At 69.3% G+C, this 17,090-nt stretch carries 16 protein-coding genes and 1 pseudogene; all 17 read right to left on the reverse strand.

Features of this window, described 5'->3' with window-relative positions:
* Nucleotides 1-5: 5 nt before the first annotated feature.
* Nucleotides 6-407 carry a F0F1 ATP synthase subunit epsilon gene (locus ACZ6QO_RS16425; protein ID WP_465851451.1) on the reverse strand — a complete coding sequence of 134 codons (402 nt, stop codon included), beginning with the start codon at nucleotides 405-407 and terminating at the stop codon, nucleotides 6-8.
* Nucleotides 408-459: 52 nt separating this feature from the next.
* Nucleotides 460-1,887 carry a F0F1 ATP synthase subunit beta gene (atpD, locus tag ACZ6QO_RS16430; RefSeq protein ID WP_465851453.1) on the reverse strand — a complete coding sequence of 476 codons (1,428 nt, stop codon included), beginning with the start codon at nucleotides 1,885-1,887 and terminating at the stop codon, nucleotides 460-462.
* 9 nt (nucleotides 1,888-1,896) lie between these two features.
* On the reverse strand, nucleotides 1,897-2,799 hold the full coding sequence (locus tag ACZ6QO_RS16435; RefSeq protein WP_465851455.1) for a F0F1 ATP synthase subunit gamma: 903 nt from the start codon (nucleotides 2,797-2,799) through the stop codon (nucleotides 1,897-1,899).
* A gap of 3 nt (nucleotides 2,800-2,802) precedes the next feature.
* Nucleotides 2,803-4,452, reverse strand: a complete 1,650-nt coding sequence (atpA, locus tag ACZ6QO_RS16440; RefSeq protein ID WP_465851456.1) for a F0F1 ATP synthase subunit alpha — start codon at nucleotides 4,450-4,452, stop codon at nucleotides 2,803-2,805.
* Nucleotides 4,453-4,492: 40 nt separating this feature from the next.
* Nucleotides 4,493-5,302, reverse strand: a complete 810-nt coding sequence (locus ACZ6QO_RS16445) for a F0F1 ATP synthase subunit delta (protein WP_465851458.1) — start codon at nucleotides 5,300-5,302, stop codon at nucleotides 4,493-4,495.
* On the reverse strand, nucleotides 5,302-5,841 hold the full coding sequence (locus tag ACZ6QO_RS16450; RefSeq protein ID WP_465851460.1) for a F0F1 ATP synthase subunit B: 540 nt from the start codon (nucleotides 5,839-5,841) through the stop codon (nucleotides 5,302-5,304). The genes ACZ6QO_RS16445 and ACZ6QO_RS16450 overlap by 1 nt, the downstream gene beginning before the upstream one ends.
* Before the next feature lie 32 nt (nucleotides 5,842-5,873).
* Nucleotides 5,874-6,104 (reverse strand): ATP synthase F0 subunit C, encoded by a 231-nt coding sequence (gene atpE / locus ACZ6QO_RS16455; RefSeq protein ID WP_465851462.1) that lies wholly within the window; start codon nucleotides 6,102-6,104, stop codon nucleotides 5,874-5,876.
* A gap of 91 nt (nucleotides 6,105-6,195) precedes the next feature.
* Complete coding sequence (gene atpB / locus ACZ6QO_RS16460; protein WP_465851463.1) at nucleotides 6,196-6,987, reverse strand: F0F1 ATP synthase subunit A; 792 nt, start codon at nucleotides 6,985-6,987, stop codon at nucleotides 6,196-6,198.
* A gap of 289 nt (nucleotides 6,988-7,276) precedes the next feature.
* Nucleotides 7,277-7,705, reverse strand: coding sequence for a hypothetical protein (locus ACZ6QO_RS16465; protein WP_465851465.1), 429 nt, complete (start codon nucleotides 7,703-7,705; stop codon nucleotides 7,277-7,279).
* Between the two features lie 318 nt (nucleotides 7,706-8,023).
* Nucleotides 8,024-9,277, reverse strand: coding sequence for a glycosyltransferase family 4 protein (locus ACZ6QO_RS16470; protein ID WP_465851467.1), 1,254 nt, complete (start codon nucleotides 9,275-9,277; stop codon nucleotides 8,024-8,026).
* A 60-nt stretch (nucleotides 9,278-9,337) separates the two neighbouring features.
* Nucleotides 9,338-10,801: a serine hydroxymethyltransferase gene (locus tag ACZ6QO_RS16475; protein ID WP_465851468.1), complete on the reverse strand. Its 1,464-nt coding sequence runs from the start codon at nucleotides 10,799-10,801 to the stop codon at nucleotides 9,338-9,340.
* Between the two features lie 120 nt (nucleotides 10,802-10,921).
* Nucleotides 10,922-11,302, reverse strand: coding sequence for a hypothetical protein (locus ACZ6QO_RS16480; RefSeq protein WP_465851470.1), 381 nt, complete (start codon nucleotides 11,300-11,302; stop codon nucleotides 10,922-10,924).
* Nucleotides 11,303-11,318: 16 nt separating this feature from the next.
* Nucleotides 11,319-13,178 (reverse strand): hypothetical protein, encoded by a 1,860-nt coding sequence (locus ACZ6QO_RS16485; protein ID WP_465851472.1) that lies wholly within the window; start codon nucleotides 13,176-13,178, stop codon nucleotides 11,319-11,321.
* A gap of 577 nt (nucleotides 13,179-13,755) precedes the next feature.
* Nucleotides 13,756-14,389 (reverse strand): annotated as a pseudogene (locus tag ACZ6QO_RS16490) (L-threonylcarbamoyladenylate synthase); the annotation flags it as partial.
* A 59-nt stretch (nucleotides 14,390-14,448) separates the two neighbouring features.
* Complete coding sequence (gene prmC / locus ACZ6QO_RS16495; protein ID WP_465851474.1) at nucleotides 14,449-15,303, reverse strand: peptide chain release factor N(5)-glutamine methyltransferase; 855 nt, start codon at nucleotides 15,301-15,303, stop codon at nucleotides 14,449-14,451.
* Between the two features lie 74 nt (nucleotides 15,304-15,377).
* Nucleotides 15,378-16,430, reverse strand: a complete 1,053-nt coding sequence (prfA, locus tag ACZ6QO_RS16500) for a peptide chain release factor 1 (protein WP_465851476.1) — start codon at nucleotides 16,428-16,430, stop codon at nucleotides 15,378-15,380.
* 113 nt (nucleotides 16,431-16,543) lie between these two features.
* Nucleotides 16,544-16,762: a 50S ribosomal protein L31 gene (rpmE, locus tag ACZ6QO_RS16505; protein WP_465851477.1), complete on the reverse strand. Its 219-nt coding sequence runs from the start codon at nucleotides 16,760-16,762 to the stop codon at nucleotides 16,544-16,546.
* Nucleotides 16,763-17,090 lie beyond the last annotated feature (328 nt).

A 17,090-nucleotide genomic window follows, 5' to 3' on the forward strand; every position in this document is an offset into this window, starting at 1 on the left:
ATCTATCAGACCTCTTCGCCGGCCGCACGCAGCCGGGCCCGAGCACGCTTGGCCTCGATCTGGGCGTCGGCGTCCTCGTTGTCGGCCTCGACGGACGCGAGCGCGCGCTGGAGCGCGTCGCGCGCCGCCGCGACGTCCACCTCGGAGCCGAGCTCGGCCGTCTCGGCCAGCACCGACACGTCGTTGTTGGCCACCGAGATGAACCCGCCGTGGACGGCGGCGACGATGTCGTCGCCGTCACCGCGGCGGATGCGCAGGACGCCGCCCTCGACAAGGACGCCGAGCACGGGCGCGTGGTTCGGCATAATACCGATCTCGCCGTCCACGGTCTTGGCAATCACCATGTCGGCCTCGCCGGACCAGATCTCACGTTCCGGCGACACCACTCCGATGCGGAGTTTTGCCATCACACACCTTCCTCGAATGCCGGTACGGCGGGGCCGTACCGGCACTCAGTCGTCAGCGGGCCAGTTCCTTGGCCTTGGCGATGGCCTGGTCGATGCCGCCGACCATGAAGAACGCCTGCTCGGGCAGGTGGTCGTACTCGCCCTCGCACAGACCCTTGAAGGAGTGGATGGTCTCGTCGACCGGCACGAACTCTCCCGGCTGGCCGGTGAACGCCTCGGCGGCGTACATCGGGTGGGACAGGAAGCGCTCGATGCGACGGGCCCGCTGGACGGTGACCTTGTCCTCTTCCGAGAGCTCGTCGATGCCCAGGATGGCGATGATGTCCTGCAGTTCCTTGTACTTCTGCAGGATGCGCTTGGTCTCCTGGGCGACCCGGTAGTGCTCCTCGCCGACGACCTGCGGGTCCAGGATGCGGGAGGTGGAGTCGAGCGGGTCCACCGCGGGGTAGATGCCCTTCTCCGAGATCGGCCGGGACAGAACGGTCTGCGCGTCGAGGTGCGCGAACGCGTTGTGCGGGGCCGGGTCGGTGATGTCGTCCGCGGGGACGTAGATCGCCTGCATGGAGGTGATCGAGTGACCGCGGGTCGAGGTGATGCGCTCCTGGAGGACGCCCATCTCGTCGGCCAGCGTGGGCTGGTAACCCACGGCGGAGGGCATGCGGCCGAGCAGCGTCGACACCTCGGAACCGGCCTGGGTGAACCGGAAGATGTTGTCGATGAACAGCAGCACGTCCTGCTTCTGGACGTCGCGGAAGTACTCGGCCATGGTGAGCGCCGACAGCGCGACGCGCAGGCGGGTGCCCGGCGGCTCGTCCATCTGGCCGAAGACCAGGGCGGTGTCCTTGAGGACGTCGGCCTCGTCCATCTCCAGCCACAGGTCGTTGCCCTCGCGGGTGCGCTCGCCGACGCCGGCGAACACCGACGTGCCGGAGAACTTCAGCGCGACGCGGCGGATCATCTCCTGGATGAGGACGGTCTTGCCGACGCCGGCGCCGCCGAACAGGCCGATCTTGCCACCCTTGACGTACGGGGTGAGCAGGTCGATGACCTTGATGCCGGTGGGCAGCATCTCGGTGCGCGACTCGAGCTGGTCGAAGGCGGGCGACGGGCGGTGGATGCCCCAGCGCTCGCTGACCTGCAGGGACGCCTTGTCGGTGTCCAGCGGCTCACCGAGGGCGTTCCACACGTGGCCCTTGACGATGTCGCCGACCGGCACCGTGATGGGGCCGCCGCTGTCGCTGACGGCGGCGCCGCGCACCAGGCCGTCGGTGGGCTGCATGGAGATGGCGCGGACCAGGTTGTCGCCCAGGTGCTGGGCGACCTCCATGGTCAGCGTCCTGGTCTCGCCGCCGAGGGCGACGTCGACGTTCAGGGCGTTGTAGATGTCAGGCATCGCCTCGACGGGGAACTCCACGTCGACGACGGGACCCGTGACGCGGGCCACACGACCTACGGCGGTCGCGACGGTCTCAACAGTCATTGTGGTTTCTCACTCTTTCCCCGCAGAGGCGTCGGCGAGCGCGTTCGCACCACCGACGATCTCGCTGATTTCCTGGGTGATCTCGGCCTGGCGAGCCTGGTTCATCTGCTGGGTGAACACGCGGATCAGCTCGTTGGCGTTGTCGGTCGCCGACTTCATCGCCCGCCGACGTGAGGCGTGCTCAGAGGCGGCCGACTGCAGCAGCGCGTTGAAGATGCGCGACTCGATGTAGCGGGGAAGGAGCTGGTTCAGCACCTCGCCCGCGGTCGGCTCGAACTCGTAGTAGGGCAGCGGACCGTCGGCCGGCTCTTCGGTCGTCTCTTCGACCTCGAGCGGCAGGATGCGCCTGGCCTGCACGTCTTGCGTCAGCATCGAGACGAACCCGGTGTAGACGACGTGGATCTCGTCGATGCCGTTCTCGTCCTCGAAGGCCGAGACCAGCGCGCCGGCGATCTCCTTGGCATGGGCGTAGGTGGGGCTGTCGGAGAAGCCCGACCATTCCCCGCTCATCTCCCGGCTGCGGAAGCGGTGCCAGGTGATGCCCTTGCGTCCGACGACGAACGGCTTGACCTGGACGCCGCGACCGCGAAGGTGACCGGCCAGCGCCTCGGCCTCGCGCAGGATGTTGGCGTTGAAGCCTCCGGCGAAGCCGCGGTCGCTGGTGACGATCAGGACGCCCGCCGAGGCCGGCCGCTCTTTGGCGACGGTCAGCGGGTGGTCCACATCGGCGCTGTTGCTCAGGACGGCCGACACCGCGCGCGTGATCTCGCGCTCGTAGGGGACGGCCGCCTCCATGCGCTGCTGCGCCTTGATGATGCGGGAGGAGGCGATGAGCTCCTGGGCGCGCGTGATCTTCGCCGTGGACCTGACCGACCGGATCCGCCGCCGCAGCAGTCTTAGCTGGGCACCCATGGACTACTTCTTCTCGGCCGAGCGGACGTGCTTCACGATCTTCTCCTGGCCGACCTCGTCCGCGCTCAGGGCCTCGACCGGCTCGTCCTGCACGAGCATCTCGCCGGAGGAGGTCTGGAAGCCCTTCTTGAACTCGGTGATCGCGTCCTTGAGGGTCGTCACCGTGTCGTCGCCGAGCTCCTTGGTCTCCCGGATCGCGTCCAGGACGCCCTTGTAGGAGGTGGAGAGCGTCTCGAGGAACTCCGACTCGAAGCGCCGGATGTCCTCAAGGGGGACGTCGTCCAGCTCGCCGCTGGTGCCGGCCCAGACCGAGACGACCTCGCGCTCCACCGGGAAGGGGGTGTACTGCGGCTGCTTGAGCAGTTCGACCAGGCGCGCGCCGCGCTCCAGCTGGGCGCGGGAGGCCGCGTCCAGGTCGGAGGCGAAGGCCGCGAAGGCCTCCAGGTCGCGGTACTGCGACAGGGACAGGCGCAGCGTGCCGGCGACCTTGCGCATCGCCTTGATCTGCGCCGAGCCGCCGACTCGGGACACCGAGACACCGACGTTGATCGCCGGGCGGACGCCCGAGTTGAACAGGTCGGTCTCCAGGAAGCACTGACCGTCGGTGATGGAGATCACGTTGGTCGGGATGAACGCCGAGACGTCGTTGCCCTTGGTCTCGATGATCGGCAGGCCGGTCATCGAGCCGCCGCCCAGGTCGTCGGAGAGCTTGGCGCAGCGCTCCAGCAGACGGGAGTGCAAGTAGAAGACGTCACCGGGGAACGCCTCGCGGCCCGGCGGGCGGCGGAGCAGCAGGGACACGGCGCGGTAGGCGTCGGCCTGCTTGGTGAGGTCGTCGAACACGATGAGCACGTGCTTGCCCTGGTACATCCAGTGCTGGCCGATGGCCGAACCGGTGTAGGGCGCCAGGTACTTGTATCCGGCCGGGTCGGAGGCGGGGGCGGCGACGATGGTGGTGTACTCCATCGCGCCCGCCTCCTCCAGGCGGGCCCGGACCTGCGCGATCGTCGAGCCCTTCTGGCCGACCGCGACGTAGACGCAGCGGACCTGCTTCGTCGGGTCGCCGGTGGCCCAGTTCTCGCGCTGGTTGAGGATGGTGTCCACGGCGATCGCGGTCTTGCCCGTGCCGCGGTCGCCGATGATCAGCTGGCGCTGGCCGCGGCCGATCGGCGTCATGGCGTCGATCGCCTTGAGGCCGGTCTGCAGCGGCTCCTTCACCGGCTGACGCTGGACGACGGACGGCGCCTGCAGCTCCAGCGGCCGGCGCCCTTCGGCCTCGATCGCGCCCTTGCCGTCGAGCGGGTTGCCCAGCGGGTCGACCACGCGGCCGAGGAAGCCGTCGCCGACCGGCACGGACAGGACCTCGCCCGTGCGGCGGACCGGCTGGCCCTCCTCGATGCCGCTGAACTGGCCCAGGACGACCGCGCCGATCTCTCGCACGTCCAGGTTCAGCGCCAGGCCGCGCGTGCCGTCCTCGAACTCGAGCAGCTCGTTCGCCATCGCCGAGGGAAGGCCGGAGATGTGGGCGATGCCATCGCCGGCGTCGGCGACGGTCCCGATCTCCTCGCGCGCCGCGCCTTCGGGCTCGTACGCCTGAACGAAGCGCTCAAGCGCGTCCCGGATCTCGTCCGGCCGGATCGTCAGCTCCGACATCTCTCTTCAGTCTCCCTAATCATCGGCCGCCCTGACACTCCTAGCCGGCCAACCGGCGGCGGACTTCTTCAATACGTCCTGCGATCGTGGTGTCGATCAGCTCGTCGCCGAGCCGGACCGAGAACCCACCGAGCACCCGTGGGTCCACCTCGGTGTTGAGGTGGACGTTGCGTCCATACGTGGTGCGCAACCAGGCGGTGAGGCGCTGCCTCTGCCCGTCGGTCAGCGGAACCGCGCTGCGCACCACGGCGACAAGTTGCTGTCGCTGCTCCGCCACGAGCTGGCCGTACTCCTCCAGCCCACGTTCCAAACTACGCCCTCGCGGGTACAGCACGAGCTGCGTGATCAGGCGCAGCGAGCTCGGCGCCACCTTGTCGCGCAGCAGGTCGGCGACCAGCCCCCGCCTGGCGTCGGCGGGAACGGCGGAATCCATGACCGCCATGCGCAGCTCGGGGTTGGCCTCGACGATGCGGCCGAAGCGGAAGAGCTCGTCCTCCACGTCGTCGAGCCTGCCGGCGGACTCGGCCTCGGCGGCCGAGGCCACGACGCTGAGCCGCTCCAGCGCGTCCGACAGGTCGGCCGACTTGGACCACCTGACCGAGACGGCCGCGACGACCGTGTGCACGGCCGCCTCGCTGATCTTGTCGCCCAGCAGGGCGCGCACGACCTCGGCCTTCTGCTCCGCCGGGCGGGCGGGGTCGGCGAGGTTGCGGCGCAGCCCGTGCTCGGCGTCGAGCAGGACGGCGACCGCGCTGAGGTCCTCGGCCAGCCGGCCGAGGTCGGCCGAGGCCGCCACCGCGTTGAAGCGCTCTTCGACCTCGGCGAACGAGCTACGGCTCAGGCCCCTCATCAGCGCACCGCCGCCTCGCCGGCGGACTCCAGCTCGTCGAGGAAGCGGTCAACGACGCCGCTCTGCCGTGCCTGGTCCTCCAGCGACTCGCCGACGATGCGGCCGGCCAGCTCGATGGACAGGCGGCCGAGCTCGGCGCGCAGCTGGGTGAACGCCTGCTGGCGGTCGGCCTCGATCTGGGCGTGCGCCGCCTCGATCAGGCGCCGCGCCTCGGCCTGGGCCTCCTCGCGGAGCTCGGCCTTGATCTGCGCGGCCTGCTCACGTGCCTCCTCGCGCATGCGGGCGGCCTCGTGACGGGCCTCGGCCAGCTTGGCCCGGTACTCCTCCAGCGTCTGCTGGGCTTCGGCCTGGGCCTCCTCGGCCTTCTTGAGACCGCCCTCGATGGCCTCGGTCCGCATTTCCAGCGTCTTCTGGATGCGGGGCACAAGGAGGCGGCCGACGAAGAACAGAACGACCAGGAACGACACTCCGCCGATGACCATCTCGGCCGGGTGCGGAAGAAGTGGGTTGGTCGCTTCCTCTGCCGCTATCGCAATCATGAATGCCGCCTTCCTTCAGAGCAGATCGTCTGTCACGCCCGGAAGGCGAACGCGAGCGCGATACCGATCAGCGCGAGCGCCTCGGCGAAAACGAAGCCCAGGATCATGTTCTGACGGATGAGACCGTAGGCCTCGGGCTGGCGGGCGATGGCCTGCACGCCCTGGCCGAAGATGATGCCGATGCCGATGCCGGGGCCGATGGCGGCCAGGCCGTAACCGATGGAACCGAGGTTGCCGGTCACTTCGGCGAGAACACCAGACATGCTTAGGTTTCCTTTTCTATCGACCAGTGGACGTCCCCACTGGAGTTGTCGGGCGGGGCGGAACGTATCGGGGGTGCCGCCGGGGCGGGACTCAGTGGGCGGGGTGCAGCGCGTCGTTGATGTACATCGCCGCGAGCAGCGCGAAGACGTAGGCCTGCAGCGCCTGGATGAACAGCTCGAAGGCGGTCAGCAGGATGGTCATCACGACGCCGAGAATGCCCAGAGGCGCGCCGAGCGGAGTCAGGTTGGTGACCAGGAAGTGCCAGCCGACCTCGGAGAACAGCGCGATGATCAGGTGGCCGGCCATCATGGTGGCGAACAGCCGGACCGCGTGGGTGATGTGGCGCAGGAAGAAGGTCGAGATGAGCTCGATCGGCGCGACCAGCACGTAGATCCAGCCGGGCAGGCCGGGAGGGAACATCACGTTCTTGAAGAAGCCGATCGGCCCCTGGTGCTTGATGCCCAGGTACATGACCAGCAGCCACACGAAGATCGACAGAATCGCCGGGTAGCCGATGCGCGACATCACCGGGAACTGGATGAAGATGACCGAGCCGAACAGGTTCAGGACCAGCACGAAGAGGAACAGCGTGAACAGCAGCGGCATCCAGCGGTCGCTGTCCTTGCCGAGGTTCGGCCGGGCGATCTGCTCGCGGACGAACTGGTAGGCGAGCTCACCGATGTTCTGGAAGCCCCGCGGCACGAGCTTCGGCCGGGAGAAGGCGGCGAAGACGAGCACCATGACGAGCAGGGTGCCGGTCAGCGCGAGCAGAGCCGGCTTGTTGAACCAGGCCTGACCCTCGACGAGCGGCGGCCAGTCGAAAATGCCGAGCCCCGGAGCCGTGAACTCATCGGAGGCGAGAGGCGTCAGCGTGGCGCTCACTCGTCATTCCCTTCGTCGTGTTGATCGGTCAAGTGGCCATCCAGTGACCACGCCGCGGACGGGCTGGCCGGATGAGAAGTAGAAAGAGGGCGAGGAGACCAGGGCTCGATGGCTCGGACAGATGTTCCCCGACCCTGTTTACCGCGCACGCGACAATAGCAGGCGCGGCCATGACTAGTCATATCGAGCCAGCCTGGAGAGATGTGCCTCTCAGGCCCTCGACGGTGACTCGTCGCGCCCCGTCTGCCGATGAGAGTGTATTGGAAGCGGCGGCGCGGAGCATTACGGCTCACCTCTTCTCCTCGAGGTGGCCGGGAACCTTGACCTCAGGATCGACGTAGAGCATGCGAAGGCGCAGGAAGCCGCGGGCCTCGCCGATGGTCCAGCAGATCGTGCAGGCGACGACCGTCAGGCTGAACGACTGAGGGTCCCAGATGGTGGCGTCCGCGAAACGTTCGAGCAGCACGGCCAGTACCAGGATCTTCACCAGGTAGGTGCCCATGGCGGCGGCCATCATGATCGCGGGAGAGACGCGCGCGGCGTAGGCGACGGCGATCAGGCTGATGGTGAAGAAGGCCGCGACGACGATGACGCCGATGCCCGCGCCGAGCGCGCCCTTGGAGCCCACGAGGAGCGCTGCGACGGCGACGGCGATCAGGCCGACCAGAGCCGTCGGGATCACGGCTGCTCTGAGTATTCGGAGATCGTTGTCCTGCATCGGTGCTCCAGGGCATCAGTTGTCAAGCGAGCGATTGCTACCTTACAGGGCTGACGTGACCCGGGCCTTGCCGGGCCCACTGCTAGTGAAAGATATCACAAGCTCAGGGAGTACTGCCTTTACCTGCGATTTCGGGTCGATTATCGGGCGGCCGAAGGCAGCAGATGATCTCCGCGAGCCACGCCGGACGATCTCGGCGCGGGACCTGCGGGCGGCTTCGGGACGAGCTCCGGACGGGTCCTGGACCGGGTCCGGGAAGGGGCGGGCACAGGTCCGGAGAACCGGTCGGCGAAACGGTCCGTGATCAGGTCAGACGGGTCACCCGCTGGTGGTGGCCGTGGTGGGGGACGCCGAGGAGGACGCCGCGGCCGTGCCCGGCAGCGGGGGGTCCTTGGCGGCCGGACCTTCGCCGGGCCTTGGCCCCTGGCGCATGGCATGGACGCCGCCGCCACCGCGCCCGCCCCTGCCCGACCGCCACAGCGGCAGGCCCATCATCACCAGCACCGCCAGTGCCAGCAGCACGACCACCGGGAAGACGATCAGCGGGACGCCGCCGACCGAAAGCCCTACGACGGTCGCGGCGAACAGGAACGTCCACGCGTACATGATGAGCACCGTGCGGCGGTGCGAGTGGCCGATCTGCAGCAGTCGGTGGTGCAGATGGCCGCGATCGGGCGCGAACGGCGACTTGCCGTACGACGTGCGCCGCACCACCGCCATGATCAGGTCGGCCAGCGGGAGCACCATGACCGCGAGCGGCAGCAGGATGGGCAGGACGACCGGAAAGCGGTTGATGTCGCCTGCGCCGTTGTAGTCGACCGTGCCGGTCACGGTGACGACCGAGGTGGCCAGCACCAGGCCGATCAGCATCGCCCCGGTGTCGCCCATGAAGATCTTGGCGGGGTGGAAGTTGTGCGGCAGGAAGCCCAGGCACATCCCGATGAGGATCGCCGTGATGGCCGCCGTGACGCTGAGACGCCCCTGGTCGAGGCTGTCGGTGAGCGCGACGGTCCAGGCGAACGTCGCCATGGCCGCGATGCAGACGATGCCGGCGGCCAGGCCGTCCAGGCCGTCCACGAAGTTCACCGCGTTGATGGCGACCACCACCACCAGGATGGTGATGATCGTGGTCAGCGTGTTGTCCAGGCTTACCGTTCCGCCGTTCGGCAGCGGGATCCACAGCAGGGTCAGCTTGAACGCGACCAGCAGCCCCGCCGCGGCGATCTGGCCGCCCAGCTTGACGAAGGCGTCCATGCCCCACCAGTCGTCAAGGAAGCCGATGACCACGATGACCCCGCCCGCCAGGGCGAGGGCGATGACCGTGTGGCCGTCGCCCATGCGCGAGTCGGCGAGCTTCTCGCCGATGTGGTCGAGCCTGCTCGCCACGAACAGCCCGGCCAGCATGCCGGCGTACATGGCCAGGCCGCCAAGGCGCGGCGTGCGGACGGTGTGCACGTCTCTCTCGCGGATCTCGGGCGCGGCGCCGATGCGCAGGGCGAAGACCCTGACCAGCGGTACGAGCAGGTAGGTGACCACCGCGGCCACCGACGCCATGAGGAGGTATTCGCGCACGACCCCAGTTTCCCGGATTGTTCGGTCAAATGTGACCGAAAAATTGCACAGTACTGCACATTAACCACGTGGATACGCCGGATGACCCCGTGTGAGCCGTGCCACCCTCTCGGCCACCGACGTTATCGCACCCGGATGACGCACGGCCTGCGCCACCATCGACCCGATCTCCTTCATCTCGCTCACTCCCATGCCCTGCGTCGTCACGCACGGGGTGCCGACCCGGATGCCCGAGGTCACCGTCGGCGGTTCGGGATCGTAGGGGATGGCGTTGCGGTTGAGGATGATCCCGGCCCGCGCGCAGCTCTGCTCGGCCGCCGCCCCGCTCACGCCGACATCGCGCAGGTCGACGAGCGCCAGATGGGTGTCCGTTCCGCCGGACACCGGGCGCATGTCCTCGGCCGCCAGCGCGTCACTCAGCGCACGGGAGTTGACGATCACCTGTGCCGCGTACTCCCGGAACTCCGGCCGCAGCGCCTCTCCGAAGGCCACCGCCTTGGCCGCGATGCAGTGCATCATCGGGCCGCCCTGGGTGAAGGGGAAGACCGCCCGGTCGATGCGCGAGGCCAGCTCGGAGGTGCACAGGATGCCGCCGCCCCTCGGCCCGCGCATCGCCTTGTGCGTGGTGAACGTCACCACGTCGGCGTGCGGCACCGGCGAGGGGACCGCACGGCCCGCCACCAGGCCGATCGTGTGCGCGGCGTCCACCAGCAGCCACGCGCCGACCTCGTCGGCGATGCACCGGAACACCGCGTGGTCGATGAGCCGCGGATAGGCCGTGGCGCCACAGATGATCATCTTGGGCTGGTGCCGCACCGCGAGGTCGCGCACCTCGTCGTAGTCGATGGTCTCGGTGTCGCGCCGCACCCCGTACGCCACCACGTCGAACCAGCGGCCGGAAAAGTTGACCTTGGATCCGTGGGTCAGGTGGCCGCCGTGCGGCAGCGCCATCGCCAGCACCGTGTCTCCCGGCCGCAGCAGGGCGGCGTACGCGGCCAGGTTCGCCGACGCGCCCGAATGCGGCTGGACGTTGACGTGGTCGGCGCCGAACAGCGCCGTCGCCCGCTCGACGGCGAGCCGCTCCGCCCGGTCCACCACCTCGCAGCCGCCGTAGTAGCGCCTGCCCGGGTAACCCTCGGCGTACTTGTTGGTCAGCGTGGAGCCCAGGGCCGCGATCACGGCCGGCGAGGCGAGGTTCTCGCTGGCGATGAGCTGCAGGCCGCCGCGAACGCGCGCCACCTCGTCGAGCAGCACTTGGGCGATCTCAGGATCCTGCCGCCGCAGCCGCGCGAAGTCGGGCCCGTAGAACTCCGCGTCGTCCCCGTCACCGGCCCCGTCGCCGGCGTCGCCGAAGCCTTCACCGGCCGGTACGTCATCCCTCTGGCGGCCGAGTGACCGTTCGGAACCGTCCATGTGGTGGGCGGGCTCCCGGCCGGAATCGTCCATGTGGTCCGCAGGGTCGTGGTCGTGCTCGGGGCCGTCGGCCTGGCGGGCAGGTCCGTGGTCGCGCCGTCTCGCAGGCATGGCTGGCTCACCACTCCTTCCCCGCGCACAGGACCGTACGCGGTAAGGACACCGGTCTCCCCACTGTAAGCCCAGCCCTCCGCGGGGCTCCGGCACCCGGCCGGGGAGTGCCTCTCGGAGTCAGCTGTAGGCGTGCGGGGCGCCGGCCGCGACCGGGACCCAGCGCGGGGTGTCCGCGGCCTGGTCGCTGATGGCGGTCAGCACCGACTGCCGGTACATGCCCAGGCGGTTGCGCCACTCGCTCATGTCCTGGACGTAGCGCTCGGCGACCGGCGCGTCCCACACGTCCCTGCTGCGGGCCATCTGCTGCGCCTTGTCCAGCGAGCTGGTGAGGCCTTCGAGCAGCGGGAGCACCTGCTGCCACAGATCGACGAGCTTCTGGTACTCGGGGTTGAACCGCCAGCTCGTCGCCTGCCCGTCCGGGTTGAACGGGTCGGCGGACGAGGTCGGCGGTCCTTCTCCGGGCTGGAGCGGCTGCGGAGCCGGGGGATCGGCGTACATCTCTGGCGGCCCTCCTTCACGAACCGGACGACGAAGCGGACCCGCCTCGCGGCGACGCGCCGAACATGCGCTCAGGATCGGCGTCCGGCGACGGATCGGTCAACCGTCCGTGGCCGCCGGGCGGCGGGCCGGCGTCTCCGTCCGGCGGCGAACCGGGCGGCGAGCCCTCGTAGGGCGCATCGGAGTCGAATGCCACGGGAAGGCCGCCGTGAGCCCTCAGATGGCCGTGTCGGGCCTCTTCCGCCGACGGGGCATGGACACCGGTCCGAAGCTGCTCCCCCGCATGTACGCCCCGCTCAGGCCCCCCAAGCCCCACAGAACCCGAACCGGCGGAACCTGAACCGGAACTCGGATCGGCGGAACTGGCATCGGCGGAACTGGCATCGGCGGCAGAGTCGGGCGAGTCCGGCGGAAGCGGGGCCGACGGCTTCGCCGAGCCGGACGGATCATCGGGCTGGATGTACCCGACCGGCCCGTCCGGCGCCGGATGCCCAGGTTGCGCACCATCCGGCGGGACGACCACCGGCTGCTCCATCGGCGGGATCTTGTCCATGTTCTGCATCAGCCAGCGAAGGTGCTCTTCGCCGGGAGGCCTCATGGTGACCTCGACGACGCGCACTCCTTCGACCTCGATCACCCTCGTCCGCTCGCGCGTGGTGTCGATGTCATGGAGATTGTCGGCGTTGGGCGTGTCCAGCCGCTGATCGGGCGGCGCATTCTGCGCATGAGGAGCGCCGGACCGCTGATCCATGGCGTCGGGCCGCTGGTCCACGGCGTCGGGCTGCCGCTCGGGCGTGACAAGCTGCTCATCAGGCATATCAGGGTGCCCCACCGGAGCCTCCGGCCGCTGATCGGGCCCGGTCGGCTGCTGATCGATCACATCGGGCTGCCGGTCAGGGGTGGGTGGCTGTTGCTCGGTCCCGTCCGGCTGCCCCACCGGAGCCTCCGGCCGCTGATCGACCACATCAGGCACCTGATCGGGCGCGGTCGGCTGCTGATCGACCACATCCGGCTGCCGATCTGGCGTGGTCGGCTGTTGTGCGTCCGGGCCGGTCTGCGGATTTGCCTCAAGGGGAGCCACGTACTGCGGCGTCTCGTTCTCGTGCGGCTTGTTGGCGTGGGGGGCCTCGGGCTTGTCGTGCTTATCGGGCTTGTCGGCCTTCGGGGCGTCGTTCTTATCCGGCTTGTCAGCCTTCGGCTCGTGCTTATCCGGCTTGTCGTGCTGATCGGGATGCGAGTCGACCTTGTGACTGTTGTCGTGCGGGGTCGACGTGGGCGCATCGTGCTTGTCCGGCCTGGACGGAGGATCGGATTTGTCCGCCTTGGGGGCGTGCTTCTTGTCGGGGTGGTCGTTCTTATCGCTCTTGGGCGAGTCGTCCTTGTCGGGCTTGTCGGGCTTGTCGGCCTTCGGAGCGTCGTTCTGCTGGTTCCGGTCAGCCTGCGGAGAGTCGTTCTTGTCGCTCTTGGGCGAGTCGTGCTTGTCGGCCGTCGGAGGGGCGTCCTTGCCGCCCTTGTCGGACTTCGGATGCCCGTCCTTGTCGGCCGCGTGCGGCTTATCCGGCTTGTCCGTCTTGTCGTCAGACTTGGCGTCGTGCTTGTCGGGACCGGCGCCGTTCATCTTCTTGGGACCGGTCACCGGGTCGTTCTGCTTCTCCTTCTTCTCAAGAAGGACGAGCCGGGCGCTCACATCACGAACGAGCGTCTCGCCGGCGTCGGCGATCTGGGCGGGCCGGTACGTGACGGGCACCGAAAGGCCGGCGGCGCCGGTCAACTGGGTGATGCGCGCCTCAGCGCCGCGCATCTGCTTCCCGGCACGTCCCACCTCGGCCAACAGCTCACGGACCAGCTTCGGGTCCATTCCGTCCAGCTTGCCCATGGGCGTCTCCCGTGGTCGTGACCGCCGCTCCCTCTGACCCGCTGATGCGCCGCCGAAGGGCTCGCGCCCGCTCGCAGCCATGCTCTCTCGCAACAGACGATCGCTCAAGAGCACAGACGCACCTCACGCTACTGAGGCGCTGCGGCCACGACCACGGACGATAGCCATACGGCATGAGTCACGGCGGCCACCCACGAACGCGGCCGTCACGGCCGCTTGTCGGCCTGCCCCTGCTTGTCATCGGGGGCGACCTGCCTCGCTCCGGCGACCCCTTCGGCGTCGTCCGGCTTGCCGGCGGGCTTGATCGGATCGTCGGACTCCGCCTTGTCGGCGGGCCGGTCATCGGGCTCCGCCTTGTCAGCAGGCCGGGCGTCGGACTCCGCCTTGTCGGAAGACCGGTCGATGCGCGGTTCGTGGGCGTCCGCAGGCTCCACCGTGTCGGCAGGCCGGCCGAGAGACTCCACCTTGTCGGCGGGCTTGGCCGGGGTCTCTGCTTCGGCTGGCTGGGCGGCCTCGTCGAGGGCTTCCCTCGCGCCCGCCAGGCCGGAGACGTCGGTGTCCGGGCCCGCGTCCGTGGCGACGTACCCGATGACGCCGCGCAGCTTCTCCACCGGGATGGCGCCCTGGCGCAGCACGCGGGGCACGGGCGTCGTGAGGTCGATGATGGTGGAGGGCGTGGTGTCGGCGCAGGCGCCGCCGTCGAGGTAGACCGCGACGGACTCCCCGAGCTGCTCCTCGGCCTCGCCGGCGGTCGTCGCGGGCGGCTCGCCGGACCTGTTGGCGCTGCTCACCGCCATCGGCCCGGTCTCCTTGAGCAACTGCAGCGCGACCGCGTGCAGCGGCATGCGGACCGCGACGGTGCCCTTGGTCTCTCCCAGGTCCCAGTTGAGCGAGCGGCTCGCCCGGCAGATGATCGTCAGCGGCCCCGGCCAGAAGTTGTCGATCAGGTCCTGCCCGTAGGTGCCGAGATCCTCGATGAGGGCGGTGGCGGCCCGTACGGTGCCCACCAGCACGGGGACGGGCATGTCCCTGCCCCGGCCCTTGGCGTCGAGGAGGGCGCTGACGGCCGAGGGCGTGAAGGCGTCGGCCCCGATGCCGTACACGGTGTCCGTCGGGATGACCACCAGTTCGCCGGCCCGGACGGCGGACGCGGCGTCGGCGATCCCGGCAGCACGCTGCTCGGTGTTGGAACAGTCATAACGTCGGCTCACGACTTGTCATCCTCCCACGTGGGCGGACCGGTCAGAGCCGGGAACCCCCACCCTGGCGCTCACTCCTGGCCGTAGCGCGCCGTGACGAAGCGGTCGCGGCCCGCCAGATCGGCGTGGTTGCGCGCGTCACGCCAGCCTCGGTCTTCGGAGAACTCCAGGTAGACCTCCGAACCCTGCTGGTCGGCGTGCTCCACCGCGACCAGGCCGCCCGGCCGCAGCAGGCGCCGGGCCGTGCGCTCGACGGCGCGCACCTCGTCCAGCCCGTCCTTCCCCGACCCGTACAGGGCGCGGGACGGATCGTAGTCGCGGACCTCGGGGTCACGCGGCACGGCGCCCGGCGGGATGTAGGGCGGGTTGGAGATCACCAGGTCCACCTGGCCGCTCAGCTCGGGAAGGCAGTCGGCGAGGTCCTCGGGGTGCAGCGAGACGCGTCCCTGACCGTGCTCGACGATGTTGCGCTTGGCCCAGCCGTAGGCCACAGGGTCGACCTCGACGGCGTGCACCTGCGCGAGCGCGACCTCCTGGGCGATAGACAGGGCGATGGCGCCCGAGCCGGTGCCGAGATCGACGACCAGCGGGGACGCGACGTCCATCTCGCGGAGCCGGTCGATGGCCCAGCCGGCCACCACCTCGGTCTCAGGCCGCGGCACGAACACGCCGGGGCCCACCTCGAGCGACAGGTAGCGGAAGTAGGCACGCCCGGTGATGTGCTGAAGCGGCTCGCGCGCCTCGCGCCGTGCGATGCCCTCCCAGAACAGGGCGTCGAACTCGGAATCGGGCACCGTGTGGAGCTGGCCGCGCCGCACACCGTGGACGAACGCCGCGATCTCCTCGGCGTCGGTGCGCGGCGACGGCACCCCCGCCTCGGCGAGCCGGGCGGTGGCGAGGGCTATCTCGTCCATCAGCAGCGTCATGGGACTTTTCGTGAGGTACGTCGGCGGGGTCGTGGGATGCTTCTGGTCTTCTCGGGGCGGCGGGTTCACGTGGCTCAGGAGTGCGCGGCGAGCTTGTCGGCCGTCTCGGCGTCGGTGAGGGCCTGGATGACCGCGGAGAGGTCGCCGTCCAGCACCTGGTCGAGGTTGTAGGCCTTGAAACCCACGCGGTGGTCGGAGATGCGGTTCTCCGGATAGTTGTACGTGCGGACGCGCTCGGAGCGGTCGACCGTGCGGACCTGCGACTTGCGCTCGGCCGAGGCGGCGGCGTCGGCCTCCTCCTGCGCGATGGCCAGCAGCCGGGCGCGCAGGATGCGCAGCGCCGACTCCTTGTTCTGGAGCTGGCTCTTCTCGTTCTGGCAGGAGACGACCACGCCGGTCGGCACGTGGGTGATGCGCACCGCCGAGTCGGTGGTGTTGACGCTCTGGCCGCCGGGGCCGGAGCTGCGGAACACGTCGATGCGCAGGTCGTTGGGGTCGATCTGGACGTCGACGTCCTCCGCCTCCGGATACACGAGCACGCCGGCCGCGGAGGTGTGGATGCGTCCCTGCGACTCGGTGACCGGCACGCGCTGGACCCGGTGGACGCCGCCCTCGTACTTCAGGCGCGACCAGACGCCGTCGGCGCCCTTGCCCTTCACCGCGACGGTGACATCCTTGTAGCCACCGAGATCGGAGTGCTGGGCGTCGATGATCTCGGTCTTCCAGCCGACGCGCTCGGCGTAGCGGAGGTACATGCGGAGCAGGTCGCCGGCGAACAGCGCGGACTCCTCGCCGCCCTCCCCCGCCTTGATCTCCATGATGATGTCTTTGTCGTCGTTGGGGTCGCGCGGGATGAGCAGCTGCTTGAGCCGGTCCTCCAGCGGGCCCACCCGCCCCTCCAGCTGCGCGGCCTCCTCGGCGAACGACGGGTCCTCCGTGGCGAGCTCCTTGGCCGCCTGGAGGTCGTCGCGGACGCCCTCCAGCTCGCGGTAGGCCGACACGATCGGGGTCAGCTGCGCGTAGCGCTTGCCCAGGGTGCGCGCCTGGTTCTGGTCGGCGTGCACAGCGGGATCGGCGAGCCGCTGCTCAAGCTCCGCGTACTCGTTGAGCAACTCGTCGAGATTCACCGTGCGTCCTTCTTTCCTTCACCACCGGCGAGAACCTGGCCCATCACCAAGAACGCCGACCCGGGCACGCTCCCGCACGCGGGAGCGATGCCGAGCCGGCGTCGGGCGCGGAGCTACTTGCTCGCGGGCTTCTTGCCGAAACGCTTCTCGAAGCGGGCCACCCGGCCACCGGTGTCGAGGATCTTCTGCTTGCCCGTGTAGAAGGGGTGGCAGGCGGAGCACACGTCGGCGTGGATGACGCCGTTCTTGGCGGTGCTGCGGGTGGTGAAGCTGTTGCCACAGCTGCACGTGACCTGCGTGGTGGCGTAGGTCGGGTGAATGTCGGGCTTCATCTCAATCCTCTCTGGCGCGGCCGCCGGGTCGCCTTCGTCTCTCGCGGTCTTATGACGCGCGGACGGGCGGGAACCGGAACCGCCGTTGGGTCGGCTACCAGTGTGCCAGATCCTGTAACCCCGCCAGGCCATCGCGCATTCCCCGGCGAGGGCCGGATCCGGCGCCTGTCCCGGTCGTCCGGGTGACCCGCCGAGCTTAGGGCCCCGCACACCGCCGTTCCGCCAAATCTCCCTCGGCACCACGCAAAAGTTCGGTAACAGTGCTCAGCGCAGCCGTCTGGTACACCGAGGGTCATATCGCCGCGGAGGGACGAGCGGTGCGTGCGCG

This window comes from Sphaerisporangium sp. NPDC049457 (genome assembly GCF_055586705.1).

Bases quoted from the DNA above. Each gene is read 5' to 3' on its own strand.
- atpE (WP_465851462.1), bottom strand. From the start codon at position 6,104: ATGTCTGGTGTTCTCGCCGAAGTGACCGGCAACCTCGGTTCCATCGGT.
- rpmE (WP_465851477.1), bottom strand. From the start codon at position 16,762: ATGAAGCCCGACATTCACCCGACCTACGCCACCACGCAGGTCACGTGC.
- atpD (WP_465851453.1), bottom strand. From the start codon at position 1,887: ATGACTGTTGAGACCGTCGCGACCGCCGTAGGTCGTGTGGCCCGCGTC.
- ACZ6QO_RS16425 (WP_465851451.1), bottom strand. From the start codon at position 407: ATGGCAAAACTCCGCATCGGAGTGGTGTCGCCGGAACGTGAGATCTGG.
- ACZ6QO_RS16475 (WP_465851468.1), bottom strand. From the start codon at position 10,801: ATGCCTGCGAGACGGCGCGACCACGGACCTGCCCGCCAGGCCGACGGC.
- prmC (WP_465851474.1), bottom strand. From the start codon at position 15,303: ATGACGCTGCTGATGGACGAGATAGCCCTCGCCACCGCCCGGCTCGCC.
- ACZ6QO_RS16465 (WP_465851465.1), bottom strand. From the start codon at position 7,705: ATGCAGGACAACGATCTCCGAATACTCAGAGCAGCCGTGATCCCGACG.
- ACZ6QO_RS16485 (WP_465851472.1), bottom strand. From the start codon at position 13,178: ATGGGCAAGCTGGACGGAATGGACCCGAAGCTGGTCCGTGAGCTGTTG.
- ACZ6QO_RS16445 (WP_465851458.1), bottom strand. From the start codon at position 5,302: ATGAGGGGCCTGAGCCGTAGCTCGTTCGCCGAGGTCGAAGAGCGCTTC.
- ACZ6QO_RS16450 (WP_465851460.1), bottom strand. From the start codon at position 5,841: ATGATTGCGATAGCGGCAGAGGAAGCGACCAACCCACTTCTTCCGCAC.
- atpA (WP_465851456.1), bottom strand. From the start codon at position 4,452: ATGTCGGAGCTGACGATCCGGCCGGACGAGATCCGGGACGCGCTTGAG.
- ACZ6QO_RS16480 (WP_465851470.1), bottom strand. From the start codon at position 11,302: ATGTACGCCGATCCCCCGGCTCCGCAGCCGCTCCAGCCCGGAGAAGGA.
- ACZ6QO_RS16435 (WP_465851455.1), bottom strand. From the start codon at position 2,799: ATGGGTGCCCAGCTAAGACTGCTGCGGCGGCGGATCCGGTCGGTCAGG.